At 71.0% G+C, this 26,043-nt stretch carries 17 protein-coding genes, 2 tRNA genes, 1 other RNA gene and 4 pseudogenes; 11 read left to right on the forward strand and 13 right to left on the reverse strand.

Annotated features, from left to right (window positions below):
* Positions 1-49 precede the first annotated feature (49 nt).
* The 5 genes from ACIBBD_RS06565 to ACIBBD_RS06585 all read left to right on the forward strand — a co-directional run bounded on the left by ACIBBD_RS06565 (position 50) and on the right by ACIBBD_RS06585 (position 3,937).
* A complete protein-coding gene (locus ACIBBD_RS06565) occupies positions 50-1,066 on the forward strand; it encodes an ABC transporter ATP-binding protein (RefSeq protein ID WP_399418190.1) in 1,017 nt (338 codons plus the stop codon).
* Between the two features lie 23 nt (positions 1,067-1,089).
* The gene (locus ACIBBD_RS06570; RefSeq protein WP_399418656.1) at positions 1,090-1,896 is read left to right on the forward strand and encodes an ABC transporter permease; all 807 of its coding nucleotides are present in this window, start codon (positions 1,090-1,092) and stop codon (positions 1,894-1,896) included.
* 53 nt (positions 1,897-1,949) lie between these two features.
* The gene (locus ACIBBD_RS06575; protein WP_399418191.1) at positions 1,950-3,236 is read left to right on the forward strand and encodes a sensor histidine kinase; all 1,287 of its coding nucleotides are present in this window, start codon (positions 1,950-1,952) and stop codon (positions 3,234-3,236) included.
* On the forward strand, positions 3,233-3,841 hold the full coding sequence (locus ACIBBD_RS06580) for a response regulator (RefSeq protein WP_399418192.1): 609 nt from the start codon (positions 3,233-3,235) through the stop codon (positions 3,839-3,841). Before ACIBBD_RS06575 ends, ACIBBD_RS06580 begins: the two co-directional genes overlap by 4 nt.
* A 23-nt stretch (positions 3,842-3,864) precedes the next feature.
* A tRNA-Gly gene (locus tag ACIBBD_RS06585) sits at positions 3,865-3,937 on the forward strand.
* A gap of 113 nt (positions 3,938-4,050) precedes the next feature.
* Here the strand turns inward: ACIBBD_RS06585 and ACIBBD_RS06590 are convergent.
* The 6 genes from ACIBBD_RS06590 to ffs all read right to left on the reverse strand — a co-directional run bounded on the left by ACIBBD_RS06590 (position 4,051) and on the right by ffs (position 13,330).
* A complete protein-coding gene (locus ACIBBD_RS06590) occupies positions 4,051-4,950 on the reverse strand; it encodes a phosphoribosylaminoimidazolesuccinocarboxamide synthase (RefSeq protein WP_399418193.1) in 900 nt (299 codons plus the stop codon).
* 91 nt (positions 4,951-5,041) lie between these two features.
* Positions 5,042-6,538, reverse strand: coding sequence for a N,N-dimethylformamidase beta subunit family domain-containing protein (locus ACIBBD_RS06595; protein WP_399418194.1), 1,497 nt, complete (start codon positions 6,536-6,538; stop codon positions 5,042-5,044).
* A 385-nt stretch (positions 6,539-6,923) separates the two neighbouring features.
* Positions 6,924-8,789 (reverse strand): hypothetical protein, encoded by a 1,866-nt coding sequence (locus ACIBBD_RS06600; RefSeq protein ID WP_399418657.1) that lies wholly within the window; start codon positions 8,787-8,789, stop codon positions 6,924-6,926.
* Between the two features lie 389 nt (positions 8,790-9,178).
* Entirely contained in the window at positions 9,179-10,432 is a 1,254-nt protein-coding gene (gene purD / locus ACIBBD_RS06605) for a phosphoribosylamine--glycine ligase (protein WP_399418195.1), read from the reverse strand.
* Between the two features lie 277 nt (positions 10,433-10,709).
* Positions 10,710-13,034 carry a DNA polymerase III subunit gamma and tau gene (locus tag ACIBBD_RS06610; protein ID WP_399418196.1) on the reverse strand — a complete coding sequence of 775 codons (2,325 nt, stop codon included), beginning with the start codon at positions 13,032-13,034 and terminating at the stop codon, positions 10,710-10,712.
* 197 nt (positions 13,035-13,231) lie between these two features.
* An RNA gene (gene ffs / locus ACIBBD_RS06615) (signal recognition particle sRNA small type) lies at positions 13,232-13,330 on the reverse strand.
* 72 nt (positions 13,331-13,402) lie between these two features.
* On the opposite strand from ffs, the gene ACIBBD_RS06620 reads away from it, so the two are divergent.
* Positions 13,403-13,490 (forward strand) — tRNA-Ser (locus tag ACIBBD_RS06620).
* A gap of 157 nt (positions 13,491-13,647) precedes the next feature.
* On the opposite strand, the pseudogene ACIBBD_RS06625 reads toward ACIBBD_RS06620, so the two are convergent.
* The 6 genes and pseudogenes from ACIBBD_RS06625 to ACIBBD_RS06650 form a co-directional block, all read right to left on the reverse strand.
* A pseudogene (locus tag ACIBBD_RS06625) lies at positions 13,648-13,833 on the reverse strand (site-specific integrase); the annotation flags it as partial.
* A 13-nt stretch (positions 13,834-13,846) separates the two neighbouring features.
* Positions 13,847-14,080, reverse strand: a complete 234-nt coding sequence (locus tag ACIBBD_RS06630) for an excisionase family DNA-binding protein (RefSeq protein WP_399418197.1) — start codon at positions 14,078-14,080, stop codon at positions 13,847-13,849.
* Between the two features lie 13 nt (positions 14,081-14,093).
* Positions 14,094-14,777 (reverse strand): annotated as a pseudogene (locus ACIBBD_RS06635) (replication initiator); the annotation flags it as partial.
* A gap of 330 nt (positions 14,778-15,107) precedes the next feature.
* Positions 15,108-15,380: pseudogene (locus ACIBBD_RS06640) on the reverse strand (DUF2637 domain-containing protein); the annotation flags it as partial.
* An 80-nt stretch (positions 15,381-15,460) separates the two neighbouring features.
* A pseudogene (locus ACIBBD_RS06645) lies at positions 15,461-15,961 on the reverse strand (FtsK/SpoIIIE domain-containing protein); the annotation flags it as partial.
* Positions 15,962-16,329: 368 nt separating this feature from the next.
* Positions 16,330-17,370, reverse strand: a complete 1,041-nt coding sequence (locus tag ACIBBD_RS06650; protein WP_399418198.1) for a helix-turn-helix transcriptional regulator — start codon at positions 17,368-17,370, stop codon at positions 16,330-16,332.
* 387 nt (positions 17,371-17,757) lie between these two features.
* On the opposite strand from ACIBBD_RS06650, the gene ACIBBD_RS06655 reads away from it, so the two are divergent.
* From ACIBBD_RS06655 to ACIBBD_RS06675, 5 genes are all read left to right on the forward strand, one after another.
* The gene (locus tag ACIBBD_RS06655; protein WP_399418199.1) at positions 17,758-19,149 is read left to right on the forward strand and encodes a cytochrome P450; all 1,392 of its coding nucleotides are present in this window, start codon (positions 17,758-17,760) and stop codon (positions 19,147-19,149) included.
* Positions 19,136-20,443, forward strand: coding sequence for an MFS transporter (locus ACIBBD_RS06660; protein ID WP_399418200.1), 1,308 nt, complete (start codon positions 19,136-19,138; stop codon positions 20,441-20,443). The genes ACIBBD_RS06655 and ACIBBD_RS06660 overlap by 14 nt, the downstream gene beginning before the upstream one ends.
* A 9-nt stretch (positions 20,444-20,452) precedes the next feature.
* Entirely contained in the window at positions 20,453-21,457 is a 1,005-nt protein-coding gene (locus ACIBBD_RS06665; RefSeq protein WP_399418201.1) for an aspartyl/asparaginyl beta-hydroxylase domain-containing protein, read from the forward strand.
* A 9-nt stretch (positions 21,458-21,466) separates the two neighbouring features.
* Positions 21,467-22,051, forward strand: coding sequence for a GNAT family N-acetyltransferase (locus ACIBBD_RS06670; RefSeq protein WP_399418202.1), 585 nt, complete (start codon positions 21,467-21,469; stop codon positions 22,049-22,051).
* Positions 22,052-22,812: 761 nt separating this feature from the next.
* Positions 22,813-23,205, forward strand: a complete 393-nt coding sequence (locus tag ACIBBD_RS06675; RefSeq protein ID WP_399418203.1) for a hypothetical protein — start codon at positions 22,813-22,815, stop codon at positions 23,203-23,205.
* A 203-nt stretch (positions 23,206-23,408) separates the two neighbouring features.
* Here ACIBBD_RS06675 and ACIBBD_RS06680 read toward each other — a convergent pair whose 3' ends face one another.
* Positions 23,409-25,961: a hypothetical protein gene (locus tag ACIBBD_RS06680; RefSeq protein ID WP_399418204.1), complete on the reverse strand. Its 2,553-nt coding sequence runs from the start codon at positions 25,959-25,961 to the stop codon at positions 23,409-23,411.
* Positions 25,962-26,043 lie beyond the last annotated feature (82 nt).

Genomic DNA, 26,043 nt, shown 5'->3' on the forward strand with positions numbered 1-26,043 from the left:
GTGACAGCGCGCACTGCTGCCCGGGCCCGGCCGCCGGGACGCTGGAGTCATGGACGCCAGGGATGCCAGGGAAGCCTGGAACACGGAAGAGCACGTGATAGAGGTCACCGACCTCCGGCGTGTGTACGGGGGCGGGTTCGAGGCGGTGCGCGGCATCTCCTTCCACGTGGGCCGGGGGGAGATCTTCGCGCTGCTGGGCACCAACGGGGCCGGCAAGACGTCGACGGTCGAACTGCTGGAAGGGCTCGAGCGTCCCGACGGCGGGGAGATCAGGGTCCTCGGCCACGACCCGCACACCGACCGGGCCGCCGTACGGCCGCGCACCGGGGTGATGTTGCAGGAGGGGGGCTTTCCGTCGGAGCTCACGGTGACGGAGACCACGCGGATGTGGGCGGGCTGTGTGAGCGGGGCCCGGCCGGTCGCGGAGGCGCTGGCGCTGGTCGGGCTGGCCGGGAAGGCCGGGGTGCGGGTGAAGCAGCTGTCCGGCGGTGAGCGGCGGCGGCTCGACCTGGCACTCGCGCTGCTCGGGGAGCCGGAGGTGCTGTTCCTGGACGAGCCGACGACCGGCCTGGACGCGGAGGGGCGCCGGGAGACCTGGGATCTGGTGCGGGCCCTGCGGGACGCCGGGACGACGGTGCTGCTGACCACGCACTACCTGGAGGAGGCGGAGGGCCTGGCCGACCGGCTGGCCATCCTGCACCAGGGGCGCATCGCGGCGGCCGGGACGCCGGCGGAGGTGACCGCCGCGCAGCCGTCCCGGATCTCCTTCGAACTGCCCGAGGGCTACTTCGTCGGCGACCTGCCGCCGCTGGGCGAGCTGGGCGTGTGCGACCACGAGGTCGACGGGCGCCACGTCCGGCTGCGGACGCGGGAGCTGCAGCGGGCGGCCACCCAAGTGCTGCTGTGGGCCGAGCGGGCCGGGGTCGAGCTGCGGGGGCTGGACGTGCGGTCGGCGTCGCTGGAGGAGGCGTTCCTCGGGATCGCGCGGGAGGCGTCGGGACCTGAGGGTGCTTCCGGTGCCACCGGTACGTGGGGCGCGTCGGAGAAGGGCGGGGTCGCGGCATGAGCGGGATCACGGAGAGGGGCGCGATGGCGGTGGGAACGGGTGCGGTGACCGGGGGCAGAGGCCCGGTGACGACACCGGCGAGGCGGATGGGCTCCCTCGCGCGGGCCGAGCTGACGCTGCTCGGGCGGAGCAAGGCCACGATCGTGGCGGCCGTACTGGTGCCGCTCGCGCTGCCGTTCAGCCTTCGGTCGGTGGTCGAGGGGATGGACGTCGGCGAGGCCGGGCTCACGGTCGGGCTGGTGATGCTGCCCGCCGCGATCGGCTTCTCGCTGCTGTTCGGGGTCTACGGGGCACTGGCCGGGATCTACACCGCCCGGCGCGAGGAACTCGTGCTGAAGCGGCTGCGCACCGGGGAGGTGCGGGACGCCGAGGTGCTCGCCGGTTCCGCGCTGCCGGTCCTCGTCACGGGGCTGGTGCAGTGCCTGGTGCTGGCGGCGGGCTGTACGGCCTTCCTCGACGTGCCGGCCCCCGAGGCGCCCCATCTCGCCGTCCTGGGAGTGCTGTTGGGGCTGGTGATGTGCGCGGCGCTGGCGGCGGTCACGGCGAGCGTGACGCGGACCGTGGAGAGCGCGCAGGTCACCACGCTGCCGTTCGTCCTGCTGTCGATGGTCGCCTCCGGGGTGACCGTCCCGCTGGAGCTGATGCCCGACCGGGTCGCCTCCGTCTGCGAACTGCTGCCGCTGAGTCCGGTCATCACCCTGGTCCGCGGCGGCTGGACCGGTGACCTCTCGGTGTACGAGGCGCTGGGCTCCCTGGCGACCGCACTGGCCTGGACCGTGCTGGCGGTGTTTGCTGTACGGCGGTGGTTCCGGTGGGAGCCGCGGCGCTGACGCACCCGGGGGACGGGGGCGCCGACATGCCGGGGAACGGGGGAGACGCACAGATGCGCAGGCCGGGGGGTTGGTGGCGGCGGAAGAGTACGCCGGAGAAGGTGGAGACGTACACGCGGTGGTCGTTCCACTTCTTCGCCTTCGCCGAGTTCACGTCGGTGGGCGTGCCGTTGGGCAGTGGGCTGTGGACGGGGGCCGGGATGTGGCTGCCGCTGCTGGTGGCCGGGCACTGCGTGCTCTGCGCCGTGACGGCGTCGCGGGCGCTGGACTGGACGCGCGGGCGTCGTCCCCAGCCGGTCCGGCTGCTGTGGACGCTGGCCGCCGCCAGCGCGGTGGTCGGTGTCGTCGCGACGGGTATCGCCCAGCACGGGTCGGGCGGCAAGGCCGTCGACACCGCCGCGGGCGGGGTCTTCGGGGTGACGCTGGTCTTCGCGGCGGGCCACACCGCGCTCGGCGTGCGCGGCTGGCGGCGCGTGACCGCGGTCGTCGTCGGGTACGCGGCGGGCGCCGCGGGGGTGGCGCTCCCGCTCGGGCTGCCGGGCGGCGCCGTCCTGGTGTCGGTGGTGGCGGTGCTGCTGGGCGGCGCGTTCATCGCCGCCACCTCCGTCTTCTCCGTCTGGCTGCTCGACGCCGTCTACCGGCTCGACGAGGCCCGGGAGACCCGGGCCCGGCTCGCCGTGGCCGAGGAGCGGCTGCGGTTCGGGCGGGATCTGCACGACGTGATGGGGCGGAATCTGGCGGTGATCGCCCTGAAGAGCGAGCTGGCCGTGCAGTTGGCCCGACGGGGGCGGCCGGAGGCCGTGGAGCAGATGATCGAGGTGCAGCGGATCGCGCAGGAGTCGCAACGCGAGGTACGGGATGTCGTACGGGGGTATCGGGAGGCCGATCTGGGGGTCGAACTCGCCGGGGCGCACGGGGTGCTGACGGCTGCCGGGATCGACTGCGAGGTGCGGGCCGCGCCGGGGGCGGCCGACGGGCTGCCCGCCGAGGTGCAGTCGGCGCTCGGCTGGGTGGTGCGGGAGACGACCACCAACGTGCTGCGGCACGGGGACGCGGGGCGGTGCTCGGTGGGACTGCGGGTGACGGAGGGACATGTGGTGCTGACGGTGGAGAACGACGGGGCGGAGGCCTCGGGGGCCTCGTCGGTGACGGGTGGGGGCGCCCGGGGCGGGTCGGGGCTCGCCGGGTTGCGGGAGCGGCTCGCGGGCGTGGACGGGACGCTGGAGGCGGGGTTGGCCGGGGCCGGGGTGTTCCGGGTGGTGGCCGAGGTGCCGCTGGCGGAGCCGGCCGGGACGGGCGGGACCGGTGAGGCGGCCGTGGTGGGCGAGGTGACCGCGTGACCGTGCGGGTGCTGCTCGCCGACGACGAGCATCTGATCCGGGGTGCGCTGGCCGCGCTGCTCTCGCTGGAGGACGACCTGCTGATCGTCGCCGAGGCGGCCACCGGGCCCGAGGCGCTGGCCATGGCGCGGGCGCACGCGCCGGACGTGGCCGTACTGGACCTGCAGATGCCGGGCGCGGACGGTGTGAAGGTCGCCACATCGCTGCGGGCAGAACTCCCGGCCTGTCAGACCTTGATCGTCACCAGTCACGGCCGGCCCGGGCACCTGAAGCGGGCGCTTGCGGCGGGTGTGCGCGGGTTCGTCCCGAAGACGGTCAGTGCCCAGCGGCTCGCGGAGATCATCCGGACCGTGCACGCGGGAAACCGTTACGTCGACCCCGAGTTGGCCGCCGACGCGATCGCCGCCGGTGACTCGCCGCTGACCTCCCGCGAGGCCGAGGTGCTGGAACTCGCCGCCGACGGGGCGCCCGTCGCGGAGATCGCCGAGCGGGCCGCGCTGTCGCCGGGGACCGTGCGCAACTACCTCTCGTCGGCCGTCTCCAAGCTCGGGACGGAGAACCGGCATGCGGCGGTGCGACTCGCACGCGAGCGGGGTTGGGTATAGTTGCTCTCGCGCCACGGCGCAACGCGGACGTAGCTCAGTTGGTAGAGCGCAACCTTGCCAAGGTTGAGGTCGCGAGTTCGAGCCTCGTCGTCCGCTCTGGATCAAGCCCCCGGTTCTCACCGGGGGTTTTTTCGTCTCCCGGCCCCGGCTCCCCGCCCCTCCGGCGACGACCGGCGGCCCCCGGTCGTCACCGGGGGCTTCTTCTGCGTCTACGTCCAGCTCGTGCCCGTCAGGCGCTCGTACGCCTCCACGTACTTGGCGCGGGTCGCGTCCACGATCTCCTGCGGCAGCTCGGGCGGCGGCTGCTCGCCGGCGCGGTCCCAGCCGGAGGCCGCCGAGGTCAGCCAGTCCCGCACGAACTGCTTGTCGTACGACGGCTGCGTGCGGCCCGGCTCCCACTGGTCGGCCGGCCAGAAACGGGAGGAGTCGGGGGTGAGCACCTCGTCGGCGACGACGAGGGTGTCGCCGTCGTAGCCGAACTCGAACTTGGTGTCGGCGAGGATGATGCCCCGGTCGCGGGCGATGTCGCGGGCGCGGGAGTAGACGGCGAGGGTCGTCTGGCGCAGCTCGGCGGCGGTGTCCGCGCCGACCTGGCGGGCGACCTCCTCGTAGGAGACGTTCTCGTCGTGCTCGCCGACGGCGGCCTTGGTGGCCGGGGTGAAGATCGGCGCGGGCAGCTCCGAGCCGTCGACCAGGCCCTCGGGGAGGGCGAGGCCGCAGACCGTGCGGGTCTCCTTGTACTCGGCGAGGCCCGAGCCGGTGAGGTAGCCGCGGGCCACGCACTCGACGGGGACCATCCGGAGCGACTTGCAGACGAGGGTGCGGCCGGCCCAGTCGGCGGGGGCGCCGGGGGGCAGCTCGGTGCTCAGGACGTGGTGCGGCACCAGGTCGGCGAACTGGTCGAACCACCACAGGGAGAGCTGGGTGAGGATGCGGCCCTTGTCGGGGATCTCGGTCGGCAGCACCCAGTCGAAGGCGGACGTACGGTCGCTGGCGACCATCACGAGGTCGCCCGCCTCGTTCCGGTACAGCTCGCGCACCTTGCCGGTGTGGAGATGCACCAGGCCCGGGACCTCAAGCGGTTCGGGCTTTTCTACGAATCCGGACACGGTTCCTCCCCGTGGTTCTGTCCTATGGCTTGATTGTCCCGTACACCGGGATTGATCTGGGACAGCGGGGTGGCGCAGGGCGGCGCGGGGGTCAGTCGCGCTTGCAGATGCGGTCCAGGAGGTTGGCGGTGGCGCGCTGGACGCGGGGGTCGACATGGCCGGGGCGGTCCAGCGCCGGGGACCAGGCGAAGGTGCCGGAGGCGAAGACCCAGGCGCCCGAAGGGGCACGGTAGAGGGAGGTCTCCTGGTGGCGCAGGACGCCCTCGCCGTCGACGTACGGGGAGTGCGCGAGCAGGGTGCGTTCCTCGTGCGGCGGGAGGGGGGTGCGGGGGAAGTAACGGTCGGCCTCGCCCGCGACCAGGCCCTCGATCGCCTCACCCTCGTGGGTGCCGGTCGCCTCCCACAGCCAGTGGTCGGCGTTGCGGACGATCAGGGGGTGCGGTTCGGGGACCCGGCCCGCGTACTGGATGCCGAGTAGCTGCTGCTCGGCACGGTCGATCTCGCGCCAGAGGACGGAACGGCCGGGGCCCTTGCGCTTGCGGCAGGTCAGCAGGCGGCCGGGGACACCGGACGGGGACGGGCCCAGCTCCACCTGCCAGTACAGCGTGTTGGCGGAGAGGAAGACCAGCGAGGTGCCGCTGTCGCGGGCCTGTTCCACGGTGCGGCGCATGGGCTGCGACCAGTACTCGTCGTGGCCGGGGAAGACCAGGCCCCGGTAGCGGGTGGGGTCGACGTCGCCGGTGTGCAGGTCGCGGGCGTCGGCGTAGGCGAGGTCGTAGCCGTAGCGCTCGGCCCAGCGGATGACGTCGTAGGCGTGGCCGACGTGGAGCGGGAGGCCCGCGCCGGCGTACGGGCGGTCGAAGGAGACGGTGGTGGCGGCGTCGGCCTCGCCGAGCAGGCGGCCGTCCTCGTCCCAGGCGTGATAGAGGCTGGCGCCGGTGCGGCCGTCCTCGGGGTAGAGGTTGTAGGCCTGCCAGGTGATGTCCGGGAGCAGCAGGAGCAGGTCGGCCGGGCGGCTGTCGCGGACGGTGAAGGGGATGTGGGAGCGGTAGCCGTCGGCGGTGGTGAGGACGGCGACGTACGCCCCCACGTTCCAGTGGGACGGGACCTGCAGGCGCCAGGAGAGCCACCAGTGGTGGCAGGAGACCGTGCGGTCGGCGGTCAGCGGCGGGGGCTGGACGATGCCGGGCAGGCGCGGACTGGTGGTGATCTTGGCGGCTCCGTGGCCGTCGTAGTGGCCGATGCGGTAGATGTCGACGCTGAACTGCTGGGGCGGGTCGACCGTGATGTGGAAGTCGACGGCGTCGCCGGGTGCGACCGCGCCGGTGGAGACGAAGCCCTTGATCTGGTGGCGGACGTCGTCGGCGGAGCGGGGGCCCCCGGCTGCCCGGGGGGCCGGGATCCGGGGGGTGGTGGCCTCCGGGGTGGGGGCCGGCGCCGGGTCGACGTACCAGGGCACGACCTGGCCGGTGTCACCGAAGTAGGTCTCGGTGCCGCGCAGCCAGGGGAGGGGCCCCTGTCCGAAGGGGTCCGTCACGGCGTGCGCCAGCGCTCCCGACTCCCACCGGCGGGTGTGGTCCTGTCCCATGGTGCTCCCCTCCCCTTGCCCCCGTGGTTGTCGTGTGCCGTGGTGAGACGCGGCTGTTCTTGTGTTTGTCCTATGTCGCGCGCCCATGCCATGGGCGCGATCGATCCCAGCACATCACATAACGCGCGCAGACAGTCACTATTCGTTGTGAATTGGCCGAAAGTGGAGTTAACCGCTCCGGTATCGGCGAGGAGGGGCGGGGAGGGAGGCGTCGGCAGAGGGGAACGCCGGTCGGGTCGGGCGGATCGGACACGTCGGACGGGGCGGTGGCGTCGGACGGGACGGACGCGCCGAGGGTCGGACGGGACGGTTGCGTCCGGGGGTCGGACGCGACGGACGGGACGGCGGGACGGATGCGTCGGACGGGTCGGTGGCGTCGGACTCGTCAGCCGAGGCGGACCGGTTTCTCCGGACGTATCCCCAGCTCCACCAGCCAGTTGTGGAGCGGGGCCGCGTCGCCGTCCTCGACCAGGCTCAGCACGCGGGGCGTCAGGTCGGTCACGCGCTCTCCGTCGACCAGGAGGGTGGGGCCGTCGAGCCAGTCCAGGCCGGGGGTGGCTCCGACGGTGTCCATCGCGGCGCAGCAGACCATCGCGGTGACGTGGTCGGTCAGGAGCTCACGGTCGGTGCGCGGGGGCTGGAGGGGGAAGAGCGGGAGGGAGCCGCCGTCCCACGGGACCTCGGTCTCGTGGCCCTGCCCGGGCGCCGGGGGCCCGGTGGACGCGGGTGTCGAGGGCACCGCCTCGGTCTCCTCCCGGGCCAGTTCCGCCCCGAGACGGGCGGCCAGGGCGGCGCTGCGGGGATTGGGGGCGGGCTCTTCCTCTTCGTCGGCTGCGCGGGAACCTGAGGTGGCGGGGGTGACCTCCGGAGGGGCGGTGGCGCCCTCGGGGGCGATGGAGGTGGCGTCCTCGGGAGCGGGGGGCTCCGCGGTGAGCGGCGGAGGGGGATGGCCGTCCCCGCCGGAAGCCGTGCCCTCCGTGCCCGTCAGGTGGTCCAGTACGCGGGCCAGGGTCGGGCCGTCGGCGGCCGGGACCGCGGGGTCGGGGATGCGGCGGACGCCCAGGGCGTCCAGGACACGGTGGAGACGGGCCGCGTCGGTGCGCCACTTGCGGTCCACGACCTCGTCCGGGTACTCCTGCCAGTCCACCGGGGACCAGTCGGGGCCGGGTCCCGCGGGACCGCCGTGGAAGAGACGGGCGGCGAGCAGGGAGGCGGCCTCGTCGACCGCGCCAGGCTCTTCGAGGAGGTCACAGGCGGGACGCTCGCCGAGCCGCGAGGCGAAGCCCTCGGCCAGGCGGTCGCGCCGGGACAGCTCGGTGAGGGCGGCGACGACGCCCGCGTCCAGCCGCGACGGCCACCGGCCCATCCGCCAGGCGGGCAGCGCCACGCGCGTGAGGAGACGGTCCCAGCCCGCGTACGCCAGCCCCACCTGCTCCTGAGCGACGATCCGCAGACCGTAGTCCACAGCCTGCGCACGCTCCGCGGCCGCCGCGGCCACGCCCCGCTCCATCTCCGCCGCATGGGCCTGGCAGCCGCGCAGCAGCAGCCGCGCGACCCGGCCGATGCCCGCGCAGACCAGACGCGTGCCGGGACAGCGGCCACGGTCGGCGGAGACGGCCACCGCGGCGTCCAGCCCGCGCACGAAGCGCCGGGCCGCGGCTATGTCGGGGTGCGCCGAAGGTCCCGTACCGGCGACGACCGGCGCGAGGACGGCGCGCAGCTCGGCCACCCGCATCCACCACAGGAACGGGGAGCCGATGACCAGCACGGGCGCGGTCGGCGTACGGCGGTGGGGGTGGCGGCCCGGCCCGGCTGTCTCGTCCGGGTCCCGGGGCGCGGGCGGGCCGTGGGCCGGGTGGGCACGGTCCTCCAGCCAGCTGTCGCAGTCCGGGGTGAGCGCTATCGCGGAGGGCGCGGGAACGTCGAGCCGGTCGGCGAGGTCGCGCACCAGCCGGTACAGGTCGGGGGCCGCGCGCTCGGCGATGGCGACCGTGGGGCTGACGGCGGGGCGGGCGCGGGCGACGACCAGGGCGATGACGCCGGCGGCGACCAGGACGAGGAGCGCCAGCACGGACACGATCCAGCGGGCGACGTCCCAGCCGGGGCCCACCAGGTGCCCGGAGGAAGCGCCCGCCAGCAGGATCACGGCGGCCGCCGCGGGCAGCAGCGCGACAGCCAGCGCCCGGCTGCGGACGCGCAGCACGGCCAGCGCACGGGCCCGCGCGGCCTGCGCGCCCACCTCCATACCCATACCGGTCACGTCCGGACCTCACCCCCTCCCCCTGGTCCTGGTGCTGACTCTCCTGGTCTTGCTCACTCCCCCACTGTGGCACCCGCCACGGACATCGCAATGCCGGTGGGCCAAGTGCCCGAATGCTTGCGCCGCACCCTAGTTGGCCCTTCGGCGTCCGTCAGCCGGATGGGGCAGCGGTCACTCGATGGAATGGCTTTGGGGAGAGGTGGATGACCCTGGGCAAGGGACAGGCCCCGGATCGCGGGGGTGGTGTCCCGCTGGATCCGGGGCCTGGAAGGCCTGAGGGGTGCCTGCGTCAGGGCGCCGGGAAGGGGCCTGGAGGCCCCTGTCCGGCAGGGGCTTGGAGGGGGCGCGGTGGGCCTGGTGCCTCCGGGCCGGGGGCTCGCCTACGCCTCCGCCGCCGCCTTCGCCGCGATGTCCGTACGGTGCTGGGAGCCGGCGAGGCCGATGCGCGCGACCGAACGGTACGCCCGCTCGCGGGCCTGCGTGAGGTCCTTGCCGGTCGCGGTGACGGAGAGGACCCGGCCGCCCGCGCTGACCACGGTGCCGCCGTCGAGCTTGGTGCCGGCGTGCAGGACGTAGGCGTGCGGGGCGTCCTCGGCGGCCACCTCGTCGAGGCCGGTGATCGGGTCGCCGGTGCGCGGGGTGCCCGGGTAGTTGTGCGAGGCGACGACCACCGTGACGGCCGCCTCGTCGCTCCAGCGCAGGGGCGCGAGGTCGCCGAGGTTGCCGGTGGCGGCGGCCATCAGGACACCTGCCAGCGGGGTCTTCAGACGGGCCAGGACGACCTGGGTCTCGGGGTCGCCGAAACGGGCGTTGAACTCGATGACGCGCACGCCCCGGCTGGTGATCGCGAGACCGGCGTAGAGCAGCCCCGAGAAGGGGGTGCCGCGGCGCTGCATCTCGTCGACGGTCGGCTGGAGCACGGTCTGCACGACCTCGTCGACCAGCTTCGGGTCGGCCCAGGGCAGCGGGGAGTACGCGCCCATGCCGCCGGTGTTCGGGCCCTCGTCGCCGTCGAGCGCGCGCTTGAAGTCCTGCGCGGGCTGGAGCGGGACGACCGTCTCGCCGTCGGTGATCGCGAAGAGGGAGACCTCCGGGCCGTCGAGGAACTCCTCGATGACGACGCGCTCGCAGCCCGCCGCGTGCGCCTTCGCGGCCTCCAGGTCGCCGGTCACGACAACGCCCTTGCCGGCGGCCAGGCCGTCGTCCTTGACCACGAACGGGGCGCCGAAGGCGTCGAGGGCCTCGGCCACCTCCTCGGGCGTGGTGCAGACGTAGGAGCGGGCGGTCGGGACGCCGGCCGCGGCCATCACGTCCTTGGCGAACGCCTTGGAGCCCTCCAGCTGCGCGGCCTCCTTGGAGGGGCCGAAGACCGGGATGCCCGCCTCGCGCACGGCGTCGGCGACCCCCGCGACGAGGGGGGCCTCGGGGCCCACCACCACGAGGTCGGCGCCGAGCTCCCTGGCCAGGGCGGAAACGGCCCCGCCGTCCAGGGCGTCGACCTGGTGCAGCTCGGCGACCTCGGCGATGCCGGCGTTGCCGGGGGCGCAGTGCAGCGCGGTGACGGCGGGGTCGAGGGACAGTGAGCGGCACAGGGCGTGTTCGCGGGCGCCGCTGCCGATGACGAGGACGTTCACGGGGTCAGCCTAACCGGCATCGGCCGGGGTTCTTGTGCGGGCTTCTGAAGGGTGGGGGGTGGGCGGTTCGTAGCATCCTCTGAACGGGGTGGTGGCAGCGGATGCACCGCTCGGTGCGGGAGTCCCACGGGTGTGCGGGCGCTCGGGCCGGGAGACCCACGGGTGTGCGGGCGGCGGGAGTGGCGGACCCGCCGGCTGGTGGGAGCGGCCGGCCCGGTGCGGACCGGCGGGCCGGGGATGCCGGACCCGGGATGCCGGAAAGGCGGGCCCGGGATGCCTATTCGTTCGTGAACTCCTCGACCACCGTCGCCCCCAGCTCGCGCACGATCAGTTCGTAACCGGAGAGGGCGGACTCGTTGAGGTCGGGGTCGTCGTCCTCGGGGATGTCGTCCTCGAGGGCTACGGGTTCCTGGGCGGACGAGGGCGGAGGAGCGGGCGTGGGGGCGGGTGCCGCCGAGGGCGCGGACCGGGCCGGGGCCGGTCTGGGCGCGGCGGGAGTGGACGAGGTCGCGGGCGGCGAGGCCGTACCGCCACCGCCGTAGCCACCGGAGCCGCCGTAACCGCCCGAGCTGCCGTAGCCGCCTGCCGGGGAGCCGCCGCCGAACCCGGAGGCGCCGAAGCCGCCGGACGGTGCGGGTGCCGAGCCGCCGGACGGGTCGACGATCGCGTCGATCTTCCACTGGACGCCGAACTGCTCGGCCAGCGCCTGTCGCAGCACGTCCTCGCTGCCGCTGCTCGCGAAGTTGTCACGGGCACCGGCGTTGACGAAGCCGAGCTGGAGGGTCGTGCCGTCGAAGCCGGTGACCTGGGCGTTCTGGCTGAGCAGGATCCAGGTGAAGCGGCGGCGGTTCTTGACCGCCTCCAGGATGTTGGGCCAGAGCGTACGGGGGTCCAGACCGCCGGCGGGGGGCGCGTACGCGGCGGCCGCGGCGGCAGCCGGTGCGGGGGCGGCCGGGGATGCGGCGGGCGGGGCGGCAGGGGTCGCCGCCGGGGGGCGGGCGCCGCCGCCCGCGGGCGCGGCCGTGGGCCAGCCGCCGGGTCGTCGCCCACTGCCCGCGGCGGTGGGGGTGGGCCAGGAACCGGGGGCGGGCGCCGAGGCGGCCGCGGGAGCCGTCGGGGCGGGGCCCGCGTCGGCCGGCTCGGGAGCGGGCGTGGAGGGGGCCTGTACGGGTGCAGGGGGCGGGGTGGGGGCCGGAGCGGGCGCCGGTGCGGGTGCGGCAGCCGCGGGGGCACTCGGCGCGGCTGGGGGTGCTGCCGGGGGTCCTGCCGGGGTCACCGGGGCCCCCGGGCCCCGTACGGCGGCCCGGGCGGCTGCGGCGCCGCCTCCCGGCGGGATGGGCGCGCCCGCTGCGGCAGCCGCGGCGGCAGTCGCTCCGCCGTGTGCCTCGGGTCCCGGGACGTAGCCCATGGGCGGCATCCCCGCGGCGGCGCCCGCGGAGAAGTTCACGCCTCGCTCGATGCGGTCGAGGCGGGCCATGACGGACCGCTCGTCGCCGTAGGCGGCGGGCAGCAGGACGCGCGCGCAGATCAGCTCGAGCTGGAGACGGGGCGAGGTGGCGCCGCGCATCTCGGTGAGGCCTTCGTTGACGAGGTCGGCGGCGCGGCTGAGCTCGGCGGCGCCGAAGACGCCGGCCTGGGCCTGCATCCGCTCGATGACGTCGACGGGCGCGTCGATGAGCCCCTTCTCGGCCGCGTCCGGCACGGCGGCGAGGATCACCAGGTCCCGCAGCCGCTCCAGCAGGTCGGCGACGAAGCGTCGCGGATCGTTGCCGCCCTCGATGACACGGTCCACGACCTCGAAGGCGGCGGCCCCGTCACCGGTGGCGAAGGCCTCGACGACGGAGTCGAGCAGCGAGCCGTCCGTGTACCCGAGGAGGGAGGTGGCCATGGCGTATGTCACACCGTCCGCCCCGGCACCGGCGAGCAGCTGGTCCATGACGGACATGGAGTCACGCACGGATCCGCCGCCGGCCCGCACGACGAGCGGCAGGACGCCGTCCTCGACGGGGATGTCCTCCTTCTGGCACACCTCGCCGAGGTACTCCCGCAGGGTCCCCGGCGGTACCAGCCGGAACGGGTAGTGGTGGGTCCGCGACCGGATGGTCCCGATGACCTTCTCCGGCTCGGTGGTGGCGAAGATGAACTTCAGATGCTCCGGCGGCTCCTCGACGACCTTGAGGAGCGCGTTGAAACCTGCCGACGTGACCATGTGGGCCTCGTCGATGATGTAGATCTTGTAGCGGCTGCGGGCGGGCCCGAAGAAGGCCTTTTCCCGCAGGTCACGGGCGTCGTCCACGCCTCCGTGAGAGGCGGCGTCGATCTCGATGACGTCGATGGAACCCGGCCCGTTGCGCGCGAGGTCCCGGCACGACTCGCACTCCCCGCACGGGGTCGGCGTGGGCCCCTGCTCGCAGTTCAGGCACCTGGCCAGAATGCGCGCGCTGGTCGTCTTGCCGCAGCCACGCGGACCGCTGAACAGGTACGCGTGATTGACCCGGTTGTTCCGCAGCGCCTGCTGCAGCGGGTCAGTGACATGCTCCTGCCCAATGACCTCGGCGAACGACTCCGGGCGATAGCGGCGGTACAGCGCGAGAGACGACACGCCTACGAGGTTATAGGCGCCCACTGACAACCGGACCCGCCCGAGCCCGCCCCCCCCGGCCGCACCCGTCACAGGCGCACCCCGCGCCCCGCACCCGGCGTACCCACCGGGCACTCGCCCCGCGTGCCGGCCCGGCGCCCGCCCCCTACCGACAGCCTCGTCCCGCCCCGCGTACCCGCCCGGCGCGCCCGCCGGGGAACGCAAGCGCCCCCCACGCACCCGCCAGAGCCGACCTACCCTTGCTGCCTTCCGGCCCTGGGGGAGTTCAGTCAGATAGCGCCGCGTGAGGGGCTGCGCCCAGGTTACCCGATGCCGGCGGCAGGGATCGAGTTCGCGAGCACTCCTCTCGGTCATGTAATGTTTCCGGCGGAGGATTCGCCTAGAGGCCTAGGGCGCACGCTTGGAAAGCGTGTTGGGGGCAACCCCTCACGAGTTCGAATCTCGTATCCTCCGCCAGTGCCTCACCGGGCACGATGTCGAAGGGCCCCACCGTTCGCGGTGGGGCCCTTCGTCGTCGTCCGTCTCAGTTCGTTTTCGGGAGCTCCCAGAGCGCGTCGCCGACTTGCTGCGCGACCTTGCGGAGCATGGTCCCCGTCACGTGCATGTATCGGGCGCGCCCCCGCTCCATCTCGCGGACTGCCTTGGTCACCTCGGCCTTGGTCTTGCGCTCGATGTGGCGGCGGTCGGGCTTTCCGTCATCCCTGACGCCGACTGTCACTCGGCCGTGCCACTTGCCGTCCTTGCCGAGGTAGATGGTCGAGGCCCCGTTGGGCTGTCGAGTGCGCTTCTTCTCTGCCATGTCGTCCCCCTCCTCAGGCCGCGTGCGCGGGTCGGTGGCGCAGCTTGGCCACGTAGGCAGGTACGGCGTCGGCGGGAACTCGGCGAAGCCGCCCGACCGTGACGGACTCGATCTCTCCTGCGAGGACCAGGCGGAAGCACGTCGTACGGCCGATACGGAGCCGCCGTGCCGCCTCTTCTACGGTCAGGAGCGCCAAGGACGGGTCGACGGCCTCAGGCGTGGAGACGGCGACTCGGGGCTCAGCCATGGGTGGATTCTCCTAGCTCGGCGGTTGCCCAGGCCGGGGGCGCGGTATTGCCGCCGCCGGGACCGTCGATGCGGATCACGGCGTGAAAGTGGACTGCCCCGCGCTTCTGGTACTCGGCGACCTTGGCGAAGGAGACGCGGGCGTGGTCGCGCAGGCGGCGCTGTGAGAGGCCCGCGCGCTTGGCGACCTCCCGGCGGAGGTAGATGGAGAAGCGCCGCCAGAGAGGGCCGGCGTGCGCGTTCCGGAGGACGGCCGCGTCGTAGTCGTAGGTGTCGAGGTCCAGCGGGGTGCCGAGGGCTTCGTCCTCCTGGTCGTGGCGGACGCCGCAGCGGCAGGGGCGGCCGTCGGTGCGGCGGTTGTGGACCGGGCCGAAGCCGGGGGCGGTGAAGGTGGCGAAGACGCGGGGGTGGGCGGCGACGTGTTCCGGGGTGCCGTTGCCGCCGCGTAGGGCAGCGGTGATCAGGTGGAAGGTGTCGCGGCGGTAGACCTCGGCGCAGGCCGGGCAGCGGGTGACGCGGCGGTTGTTGCAGCGGACGAGGAGTTGGCCGGCCGGGAGGTCGGTGGAGTCGAGGTGCTGGAGGATGCGGCCGATCTCGCCGGTGGTGGTGTCGACGTCGTACTCGGTGCGGTGGCCGTCCAGTCGGATGGGGTGGGTGCAACCGCCGAGCCCGGAGAGCTGCCGGAGGATACCGGGCAGGGTGCCGCCTGAGGCGAGCTTGCCGAGTTCCGAAGGGTCGGGGTGTCGATCGGGGTGCCGGTGCGGGTGTGGTGCTCGGCGGCGACCTTGCGGGCGTGGTCGATGAGGGCGGCCGGCACCGGGACAGGCGGGCGTTCCGGTGGTGCCTCGATGGCGGGCGGGTCGGGGGCAGGCGGCTCGTGGATGGGTTCGGGCTCGTCCTCCTGCTCCTCGATGACCTCGGCGGCCGTGGCCGTCTTGGGTGAGGAGTGGGCGAGGAGGGTTCCGCCGAGGAAGGCGACGGCGGGCCAGCCCGCGACGAGGGTGCGCAGCCAGGCCCGGGACGTCGCCGAGGTCGAGAAGGCCGGCGGTGGCGATGTTCGCGCCGAGGGAGGCTGCGAGCGCGATGAGGAACCAGCACCAGGCCGCTGCCTTGCCGGTACCGGAGCGCAGTCGACGCCAGGCGGCGACGAGCAGCAGGTCCACGGACACCGGATAGGCCCAGGCTTTCCAGCCGTCCTGTCCGGCCGCCACGGCGACGTCATGGATGTGGGCGAAGGACAGCGCTGCGGCGATGAGCGCCTGCACGAGCACCGCGTCCACACGGGCCAGTTCGGCGCGCACGATGGCGACTCCTTCCGGGTTCGGGCATGGGAGGGGTAGGGACGTGGCGCGAGGCGGTCACGCCGGTCAGTGGAGCTTTGCGGGGGCGGCTGGACGACGTCGGCCAACGGCTCGACAGGCCGCACGGCCACGTCGGGACGAAAGGGCTTCAGCGCGGGTACGTCGGGGACCAGGTGGGCCGTTTCCCGGCAGGTGTCGGCGGCTTCGCCGAGCGAGAGGTAGGGGGTGCGGATGCGGGACCAGCCGCCGGACGTGTCGCCCGCGACGGCGAGGCCGGGGCGTTCGGGGGCGATGGCGCAGGCGGCGAGGACGGCTTCCGGGGCGATATCGCCGAGGGCCATCTTGGAGGAGGCTTCGTCGTTGACGCGGTGGCAGACGCGGCCGGTCAACGGGGCCCGGAGCATGGTCGCGCCCTTGCCGAGTTCGGCGCCGAAGCGCTGCCCGCACACCTCCAGGTAGATGCCGGCCGCGCGGCCGAGCTGGGCGAGGCGGATGAGCTGGGTGACCATCTCGTCGCGCCGTTCCTCGTCCTTGCGAGTGGAGGTCAGGAAGAGTTCGGCCACCTCGTCGACGAACAGGACGTTCTCTACTTGTTCAAGGCCCGCGCACGGGGCGGGCGCGCGCCGCCTCTGCGGCGCGGCCTGCCTCCTGTCTGCGCCATCACTCGCACCCAAAGCAGCGCCAGCCCAAAGCCGCTACGCCAACCGCGCTTTCGCAGCACGGCGTCGCAGATCTGCTCGCGGGAAGACCCCACCGACCTCCAGCAGCAGCAACTCCAACTGGGTCCGAGAACTCCTCAGCCCGCTCCTGGTCTGTGATCGACAGCGGCACATCCAACAACACCGCCTGTATGCACGTCAGTTACCCGGACCCAGCTGATGCGGACACACAGATCTACAACTGAAGGGTTAAGGGGCTCCCACGGCATGATGTCTCCGCGAGCGACCTTTCATTTGTTCTTTACGGTCGAGGAGACGGCGTCGGCAACTGCATCATCAATGGTCCCTGCAGGAAGTTTGTCAGCGTCACCTAGTCGTGCACGTATCAAGTAACCGAGCTGAAAGCGGCTTTCAGCTCGGAAGATTTCCATGATTTCCGCGATGTGCTTCCGGCATGTACGCAAGGACATCCCCAACCGGCGGGCGATCACCTCGTCCTTCATGCCTTCCGTGAGGAGGCGAACGATCGCCTGCTTCGCCTCCGTGCTGATAGCGGGTGTCCCGAAGTGGCCGGGGTTGAGGGGTGTGGCCTGCGCCCATGAGTGCTCGAAGACAGCGCAGAGATAACCCACGGTGGAGGGGTCGCGGACGACGACTGTCCCGCCCGGGTGGTCGCGGTGAGGAATGAAGGCGGTCCCCTTGTCGATGAGAACCATTCTCCCGAATATCTCCGGCAGTGTGCGAACCTGGGCGCCGGTCGAAGCGAGGCGCTTGATGTATTCCTGTGTTGCAACCTCATGACGTGCAGCGTGTCGATAAAGAGTGCGCATCTGTACACCCCGCCGAATGGAAGCCAATTCGCGTTCATTTGCGCGTTCCAATAATCCTGCCGAACTCGCTCGACCGGCGTCGCATGTGAGTATTTCCTGTTCGGCACGAGTCACCGCATTATCGATCAGTTCAGTGGTGGCCCTTTCGTCATGAACTTCTTCGAATGGCGTGTCGTAGCGCCGCCCCTGTTGTATCTCTGCATAGAGGGAGCCAAGTGATCTAAATTCCGCTCGCAGCTCTTCGACGCGCGCCAGCTGCGTGTGCAGCGATCTCTCGACGGGGGTGAGCGTAACCGCTGCCGCCGTATCGGGAGCGACGGGAACCAACAATCCATCCTGACCTGGCTGCTGCCTCAGCAGGTGCCTGGCGATGAGTTGATCGGCCGCTATGCGCACTTCTTCCACCCGCAGGTTGAGCTGACGGGCTGCCGCTTCGATATCCAGGGACCCTTGCTGAGCTCCCAAGCGGAAGACCTCGATCTCCACTTCGCCCAGTTGCACTATGTCCCCTATGGGATGACTTCCCATCTTTTACCCCCCAGGGAAGATGTTGCATGCAGCTTAATGCAAGCCGATCACTCTGGACGGGGCGCATAGATGTTCGACAGCCTTAAAAGCGCACCAAGGGCTCCCGGAAAATCTTGGAGTCACATTGCGCCGTTATTCTGATTTGCGTAGTGACGGCCTTTAGAAGGGTGACGACGATGGTCAAGCTCAAGACCTTCTCGTACGCGATTGCCCGCCGCACCAAGATGACGGCCCTGGCCGGCTTCTACAAGTACTGAGAAAGCAGGCCGCATTGCCGGTCACTCTGCTTCCTTGGGCCGGGGCGAGGCACTATCTCGCCCCGGCCCAAGGGCCAGACGTCTCACACCTCAGGGGGAGCCGATGATCCGACCGCCAGGCCCGCTTGGTGAACGCCTCGCCGGCAACGGTCCGGCATACGAGCAGGACCGCCTCGGTTTCATGGTACGGATGTCGGAGGAGTACGGCGCTATCTGGTCATTCGATCGCCACATCGTCGTCGTTGCCGACCCCGCTCTTGCAGGAGACGTCCTGCTGCGTACCAATACCGACTTCGGGGCGGAGGTCGACTTCCTCCACCGTAAGCAGAAGGACGATGCCGAGACCCGGCGACAGTGGGCATCGTCACGAGCGGCCCGCATGCGCGCCATGCGGCCCACTGCCATGCATGTGCAGATTCCGATGATGGCTGCCGAGATAGGCGGCGGGATCTCGCGATGGGGCACAGGCGACATCGACGTGGTCGACCGCATGCGAGCTGTGACCGCCGCCGTGGGGGCGCTGTTTTGTCTCTCGGATGACGCACACCTGGTGGCCGGTTTGGCACGGGAGCTCTTCGGCGCCCTCACACCAGTTGTCAGCAGCACCATGCCCTTGCCTCTCTGGCTGCCTCTGCCACGCCATCGGCGTGTCATGCGCGCGAACCGTCAGTTGGAGGGGGTCATCGGACAGGTGATCAAGCGTCGACGAGGAGAAGCGCGAGACGGAGGGCGTGACCTGCTCGATGTGCTGATGCAACCCACCGCCCGGCACGGCGAGCTGCCCGAGGCGATCATTCGGGAGACGGTGGTGGCCACCTTGCTGGCGGCGGAGAACACCTCTGCCGCAGGCTTTGGATGGGTCGTCCATGAGCTGTCGCGGAATCCCGAAGCCCAGGAGAGAGCCGCGGAGGAGGCCGCAGCGGTTCTCCCCGATCCCGCATCCATCTCCCATACCGACTACAACCAACTCGGCTATACGGCGAGGGTGGTCAAGGAAGCACTGCGCCTGTGGCCGCCGAACTGGATGATGGCCCGTCACGTGCTTCGAGAGACGACGCTCGGCGGATACACCCTGGAGCGCGGCACGAAGGTGATGGTTCCCGCATATGTCATCCAACGCGATGCCCGCTGGTTCCCCGATCCTGAACGTTTCGATCCGGACCGCTGGCTGCCCGACGGTTCCGGGACCGCCGCCCCGTCGAACGCATATCTTCCCTTCGGTGCGGGGCCGCTGATCTGTATGGGGATGTCGTGGAGTCTCATCGAGATGACACTTGCCGCGGCTCTTATGGTCCGGTCCTTCCGCGTCTCCCAGCCGTCGGGCGCGAAGGTGGTTCCCGATCCGTCACGCGGGCTCGCCCCGACCGGTTTGATGGTTCGGCTGGACGCGCGCCCGTCGATCGGACAGTCATACCCATCGGCAGCTCACCCTGCTCCCGTCCGTACTCCTGTCTCTGATGAGAGGAGGTGCCCGGTAGCCGATGGCATCGAGTGATGAACGGGTGGCCACGTACGGCCAACTGCTGCGCTACCGGGAGTTCAGCGGGCTTTTCGCCGCACACACCGTGTCCATTCTGGGCGATGTCCTGACCAAGGTCGCGCTGTCGGTCCTCATCTACGATCGCACCGACTCCGCGCTCCTCACCGCGCTCACGTATGCGTTCGGCTTCCTGCCGCAAGTCCTTACAGCAGCGTTGGCCTCGGCTGTGGTCGACCTGGTGCCGGCGCGGCGTCTGATGCTGATCGGTGACCTCGGCCGGTTGGTCTGTGTTCTGGCGATGACCGTGCCAGGCATGCCTGTCCCTGTTCTCCTCCTTCTGGTGGCCGTATCCGGCGCGTTGTCACCACTGTTCCGTGCCGTCCGGCAGGTTCTGCTGCCCGAGATCGTCGGTATGAACGGCTATGCGCTGGGCAGGTCCATGTTTTCGGGCACCGTTCAAATCGGCCAGACGCTTGGCTTCGGCCTGGGGGGATTGCTGCTGGTCGTTTTCACGCCGCGCGCCGCGTTGCTCATCGACGCGGCAACGTTTGCGTTCTCCATGGCGGCAGTGGCTCTGTTGGTGCGACCGAGGCCGGCAGCCGCAGCTGGTCAGGTTGATCGCCCATCAGGCATCGTGCGCGCGACCATCCTGGGCAACCGCTCGGTCCTCGGTGACTCCGAACTGCGCCGCCTTCTGCTTCTGCAGTGGGTGCCAACGGCCTTCGTCGTGCTGCCGGAAGGACTTGCCGCGCCTTACGCGGCGCACCTGGGCGGAGGCCCCGAGGCGGTGGGCCTCCTGCTGGCTTTCCCTGCTGTCGGCACTGTGATCGGCGAGGCCGCGGTCGCGCGATTCCTGGGGCCCCAAGCGCGCACAAGGTGGGTACCGGCACTCCTCCTTGTCGCCGTGATTCCTCTGCTGTTCTTCGTCTTCACGCCCTCGCTCCCCATGGCGCTGGCGCTGCTGTTCGTCAGCGGTGTCGGAACGGCCTTCGCGTTGCCATTGGACCAACTCTTCATCGAGCGTGTGCCCGCCTCGCTCCGAGGTCGTGCCATGACGCTCACCGGTGCGGGCTCGATCGCCACCCAAGGCGCAGGCCTGGCGCTAGGCGGGGTGATGGCCGACTGGATGCCCATGCACTGGGTGTTCGCCGGGGCGGGAATCGCCGCATTGACGGCGGCGGTGTTCACCGGACGGAAGCGACCCTGGCGGTCGGGAGGTAGGACTCCCATGCCCGAGCCCGGGCCAAAGACCACCGGGACCGAAAGCCCGAGCCGTTCTCATCAACCAACCCCCACCGCCGAAAGGTAGGGCACGCACATGTCCGTTCCTGTCCAGACTCCTCGGGCCGAAGCAAGCTGGCGGCAGCTACCGCCGGCCGTCCCGCTCGGGCTGAGCTTCGACGCCGCACGGCTCGCTGCCGAAGTCGAAGCTCTCTCCGATCTCACCTGGCGACCGAACCGCCCGGTTCATCAAGGCGGACTTGGCCAGGAGGACACCTTCGACTGGAAGATCATCCCACTGCGGGCGCCGAATGGAGACGTGCTGCGCACGGACCCGGGCGGTGCCGGCCTGGAGGATCACCTGGACACCTCCGTACTGGACCGCTGTCCCTACCACGCGGAAGTCCTCGCAAGCATTCCCGCCCCGCTCCACAGCGCGCGCCTCATGGCGCTCGGTGCTGGCGCGGAGACCCACGAGCACAGCGACGGGCAAACCAATTTCCCTTGGGGGTTCCTGCGCCTCCACATCCCTGTCGTGACCCAGCCCGGAGCCGAGCTCGTCGTGGATGGCAGGACGTACCACTGGGAAGCCGGACGGCTCTGGTACGCGGACTTCGATCGTCTCCACATTGCCAGGAACAGAGGTGAGGAACGCCGTATCCACCTTGTGGTGGACACGGTCCCAACCCTTTCCCTCATGCGTCTCTTCCCGGACGAATACCTGGCCCGACTGGCGTGGAGCGATGTTCTGCTAGCCAGGGAAACCGTGCCTCTGCACCCCTTCGAGGAGGAGGGCTTCACCTGCGAAGTCGACGTTCCGGCCAACTTCCCCGACTGGTCGGACGACTGCGGGGCCGACCCCGAAGAAAGCCTTCCAGGATCTGTCGAGATCAAGGACGGGCGACTTGTCCTGTGCATCGCGGGTGAACCCCAATTCGGGCTGGTCCACATCGGCAATGCCGAATTCAGGCTCCAGGGCTGGACTGATGAGCGGACCGTGCGACTTGATTTCCGGCGCAGCTCACCTGTGGCGCGATTCCGGATTCGATGTGGCCGGGCTGTCCAGGAGCAGATCCGCCCCGTGCACACTGCCCGCTTGTGATGCACTGGCATGACCACAGAGGGCTCGATGCCACCGGGCGTGGAGATGAGAGCGGTGGGCTTGGACGACGCCAGAGAACTCGCTGAAGCCCTTGCCCGAAACCGTGAGTATCTGCTCCCTTGGGAGCCGGACCGGTCTGAGGGGTTCTTCACTGAAGCAGGTCAGCGCTCCCGGCTGGCCAACCTGCTTGCGCTACGTGATGCCGACCGGGCCATGCAATGGCTACTCACTGAGCACGGTCAGCCCATCGGCGCCATTTCGCTCTCCAGAATCATCTTGGGGCCGCTGTGCAGCGCCAGTATTGGGTACTGGGTCGACCGTGAGCGTGCAGGACGGGGGATCGCCACTGCAGCTGTCGAAGCCGTATGCCAGGTTGCCAGGGAGGAATTTTCTCTGCACCGAATAGAGGCCGGAACGCTGCCAGAAAATGGCGCCTCGCAGCGAGTCTTGGAGAAGTGCGGATTCGCTCTCTATGGCAGGGCGTCGAAGTATCTCTACGTCAATGGCGCCTGGCGGGATCATATCCTCTATCAGCGAATTCTGCACAATCGGCGGCCGGATATAGGAGAATCTCCCCCCGTGGTTAGGGATTGACGCGCGATACGTGACCACATGGCGGGAGTGGTATTCCTCTCGCAGGTGCACCTTCTCCTCGATCGGCAGATGCGCAGATTTCATCTGTTGCTCAAGGGGAGCGGCTGTGGGCCGTCGAAGTCCTGACTGCCTGGCTTCGGGCGCTGCCACCGCTGCTCGCGGGACGGCACGGAAGCGCATCTGATCCTCGACGGAACGCTGTTGCCCATCGACCGCAGTCGCCGCCGAAGTGGTGCGGCCGGTTGGGCCGAGAGCTCGGGACAAGGGAAAGCACCCGAGCTTCCCAAGCTAAGGGCTTCTGCATCGTCGTCACGGTCCGGCCGTCGTGGCTCGCTCCAGTCGACGGCACCGGCAGCGTGGCGGAGGCCGGTTGGGGTACAGCGAGGCATACGCGTGCGTGGTCGGTCAGCGCGCCCGCCGTCGTGGCGGACTGTCGTCGGTTGAGGTCCAGACGGGCCGCATCGAAGGTGCCGGCCGTCAGTCGAGCGCGCCGAAGGCCGGGCCGTCTCTGGGCCGTCCGACGCCGCTCGACAGTGGCCAATCACGACCAACAACGACCACCGAGTGCGCGGGGCCACCGCCCCTGAAGAGCGAAAACGCAGGTCATCAAGATCCCCGGCAAGACCCAGGGCAAGAAGATGGCCACAACAACAACTGGCTGGCCAGGACGTCTTGCCGCCCGCACGATGGGCGCATGGACCGGTTGCAGTACAGCGCTTGGCAGTACGTAGCGGAGGTACTCCTCTCCTGAGGAACTCCCCATGCTCGCTGCGCATGCTCTCGTCGATGGGCGTGACTCTCCTGCCCTGCGCGAGCTTGCCGGTCTGCCGCGCCGGAGCGACGCGGCCGAGGTCCGCGAGCTGTACTTTCAAGCCCTGCACGAACTCGGCATGCCCCTACCCGACGACGACACTGGCGAGGACGTGGAGGACACCTCCCCCTGGTCGACGGGGCCGTTGATCGGGGAGGTGTGCGGCCCACTCATCTACTTCCCGATGCGGTGGAGCATGGCTGAGGAGGCCTCCGCCTATGCGGCGACCCTCGCTCACTCCATGGGGCTGATCTGCTTCGACCTCAAGAGAACCGGCTCAGGCCGTGAAACTGCGGGGCGCGCTTCCGTCTCAGTTTCCGTCAACGCAGGTGAACGCCCCTGAACGAAACCCGAGACCCCACCAACACAGTTGGAAAGCGTGTGGGGGCAACCCCTCACGAGTTCGAATCTCGTATCCTCCGCCAGTGCCTCACCGGGCACGATGTCGAAGGGCCCCACCGCTTGCGGTGGGGCCCTTCGGCGGTGTCCGTCTGTCCCGTCAGGTCCCAGGCCGTCTTCCGGCGGCTGGGGGCTCCTGTGGAGGGCTCAGGTCCTGACGGTGAGGTAGAGCCAGCCGCCCCACGTGGTCAGGTTGGTGTTGTCCTTGCTGCTGCGCTCGTACTGGGAGCGGACCCGGAACTTCTGGTTGAGCGCGTTGGTGAGGCTCAGCTGGGTCTTCGCGGTGCTGTTCGCGGTCAGGGCGAAGCAGCCCGACGTGGTGAGCGTGCGCCAGGCTCCGCTGGAGTACTTCTGGACCTGGAAGCGCTGGCACTGGCCCGCCTTGTTCGGCGTCACGGTCGCGGTCACCGTCGGCTTCACCGTGCGGTGGTAGACGCGGTAGGTGATGCCGCTGTACGTGGTGCTCGTGTAGTAGCCGCCGAGCGTCGTCGCGACCTTCACGTAGGCGTTGGCGACGCGGGTGACCGTCGCCGGCGCGTAGCGGTAGTCGCCCGCGAAGGACGCCGTGAAGGTCGTGTTGCGGGTCATCTTGTACGTGGCCGTCAGGTTGCCGTTGGCGTCCACGGTCCCCGTCTTGACCAACGTCTTCGTACCGCCGTGGGGCGTGGCGTAGATCGAGACCGTGCGGCCGTTGTACGTCGTGCCGAGGTGCGCGCGGACGGTGGCCGTCGCGCCGTACGCGTACGTGGACGCGTTGGTGGTGACGGTCACGGCCGTCGCCGCGCGGGACACCTGGACGATCGCGGACGAGGTGGCCGGCTGGTGGGAGGCGTCGCCCGGGTAGCTCACCGTGTAGGTGTTGGCGCCGCCGATGGACGGGGTGTCCTTCACGGTGATCGTGCCGTCGGCGGCCACGGGCACGGTCCACTTCACCGGCGTCGTGGTGTGGGCGGCGTCGGTGCGGGAGACGGTGACCGTCTGGCCGCTGCCGTAGGGGGCGTCGCCGAGCTTGCCGCCGAAGGACAGCGCGGCGCCGCGGGTCGCGGTCGCCGGGGCGTTCAGCGTCAGGGCCGGGGCGTACCGGGAGACCTCGAAGCTCATGCCGGCCTCTGTCGGCTGGTGGGTGGCGTCACCGGCGTACGACAGGATGTAGGTGAACCGTCCGGGGCTGCCCGGGGCGTCGGTGACGGTGAACCGGGTGGTGGCCGGGTCGACCTGGACGGACGGGAGCTGCACCGTCTCCTGGGTGTCGTCGTTCCTCCGGGCCACCTGGACGGTGGTGCCCTGGGGGAGGCTGCCGAAGCCCAGCTGGGTGAAGAGCGCGCCGGTGAAGACGACCGAGCCGGGGCTCGCCGAGGTGAGGTCCGGGCCCAGGAGGGTGGTCGGCAGCTTCGCCACGTGCACCGTCAGCGAGGCCGTCGCCGCCCGGTGCGTCGCGTCACCGGCGTACGACACCTGGTAGGTGTACGTGCCCTCGTCCTGCCGGGTGTCGCTGACGGCGAACGTCCCGTCCGTGCCGACCGTGGCGTCGGGCAGGGCCGTGCCGTCGCGGGTGACCTGGAGCGGCGCGCCGACCGGCAGGGAGCCGCGGGTGCTCAGCGCGCCGGTGATCGTGTACTGCTCGGTGGGGACCGCGTACTTCGGGTGCTCCAGGGAGAGCTGCGTGTCGGTCAGCTTGGCGGCGCTGAGCACGTTGAGGGTGTGGGCGCCCGAGGAGTCCCGTGTGACGGCGTAGAGCGTCGTGCCGTCGGCTCCCCACTCCAGGCCGTCGGGGGCGACGGTGGTGCCGGACGGGAAGGTGACGCGGTTCGCGGCGAGGGTGTTCGAGCCGGCGTAGAGGTAGACGCCGGAGGTGCCCGCGACGGCGATCGTGCCGTCGGTGTCGGCCGCGACCGCGTTCGGGGCGGAGCCGACACCGCCGGTGAAGTACCCGGCGGGGTCGGCGGCGGCGAGGTCCGAGCTGCGGTACGCCTTCAGGACGGGCTGCTGCGGGGCGGCGAGCAGCACCTTCGTGCCGTCGCCGGTGACCTCGAACCCGGTCGCCGTGCCGCCGTGGACGAGGGTGTCGGCCTCGACCGACGGGGCGCCGGAGGAGACGTCGAAGGTGGCCACGTGGCTGAGGTTCTGCTGCGGCTCCTCGGCCGCGAGCACGCCGCCGCCCGTGGTGAGCTGCGGTGCGACCGACCAGTGCGACATGGCGGGCTGAGGGGTCGCCGCCGGGGCGGCGGCGGACGGGTCGACCGACCCGATGGCGCCCTTGCCGTCGGCCGTGTATCCGTACCAGACCCGGCCGCCCGCCACGGCGACGGAGACCGGGGCGCTGCCGGTCCCGGTGGACCAGCGGCCGGTCTCGGTGAGCGTCGCCGTGTCGATGGCGGCGATCGCGTCACCGTCCGCCAGCGCCGCGTACAGCGTGCCGCCGTCGGGGGAGAGCGCCAGTCCGGTGGCGCCCTGCTCGCCGGCGATGGTGCCGACGGGGGCGCCGGACAGGTCGGTGACCAGGATGCCGGTCGAGCCGGCGCCCTGACTGAAGAAGACGTGCCGGTGAGCGGGGTCGACCAGCATGTCCGCGTAGCCGGACAGCGGCAGCGCCGCCGTGCTGTCGGCGACGGCGGCCGAGCCGGTGAGACCGACGGCGGCGGTCGTCAGCCCGGCGACGAGGGAGAGGGCCGCGGCGAGCGAGACCTGCTTGAGGCGCATGGAGCTCCTGTGAAAAAGAACGAGACAAGCAGGCGGACAATAGCCCCTGGCAGTGACAGGCCACCTCGCGGGGCCCCTCACG

The sequence above is a fragment of the Streptomyces sp. NPDC051315 genome (assembly GCF_044455165.1).
GTDB lineage: Bacteria > Actinomycetota > Actinomycetes > Streptomycetales > Streptomycetaceae > Streptomyces.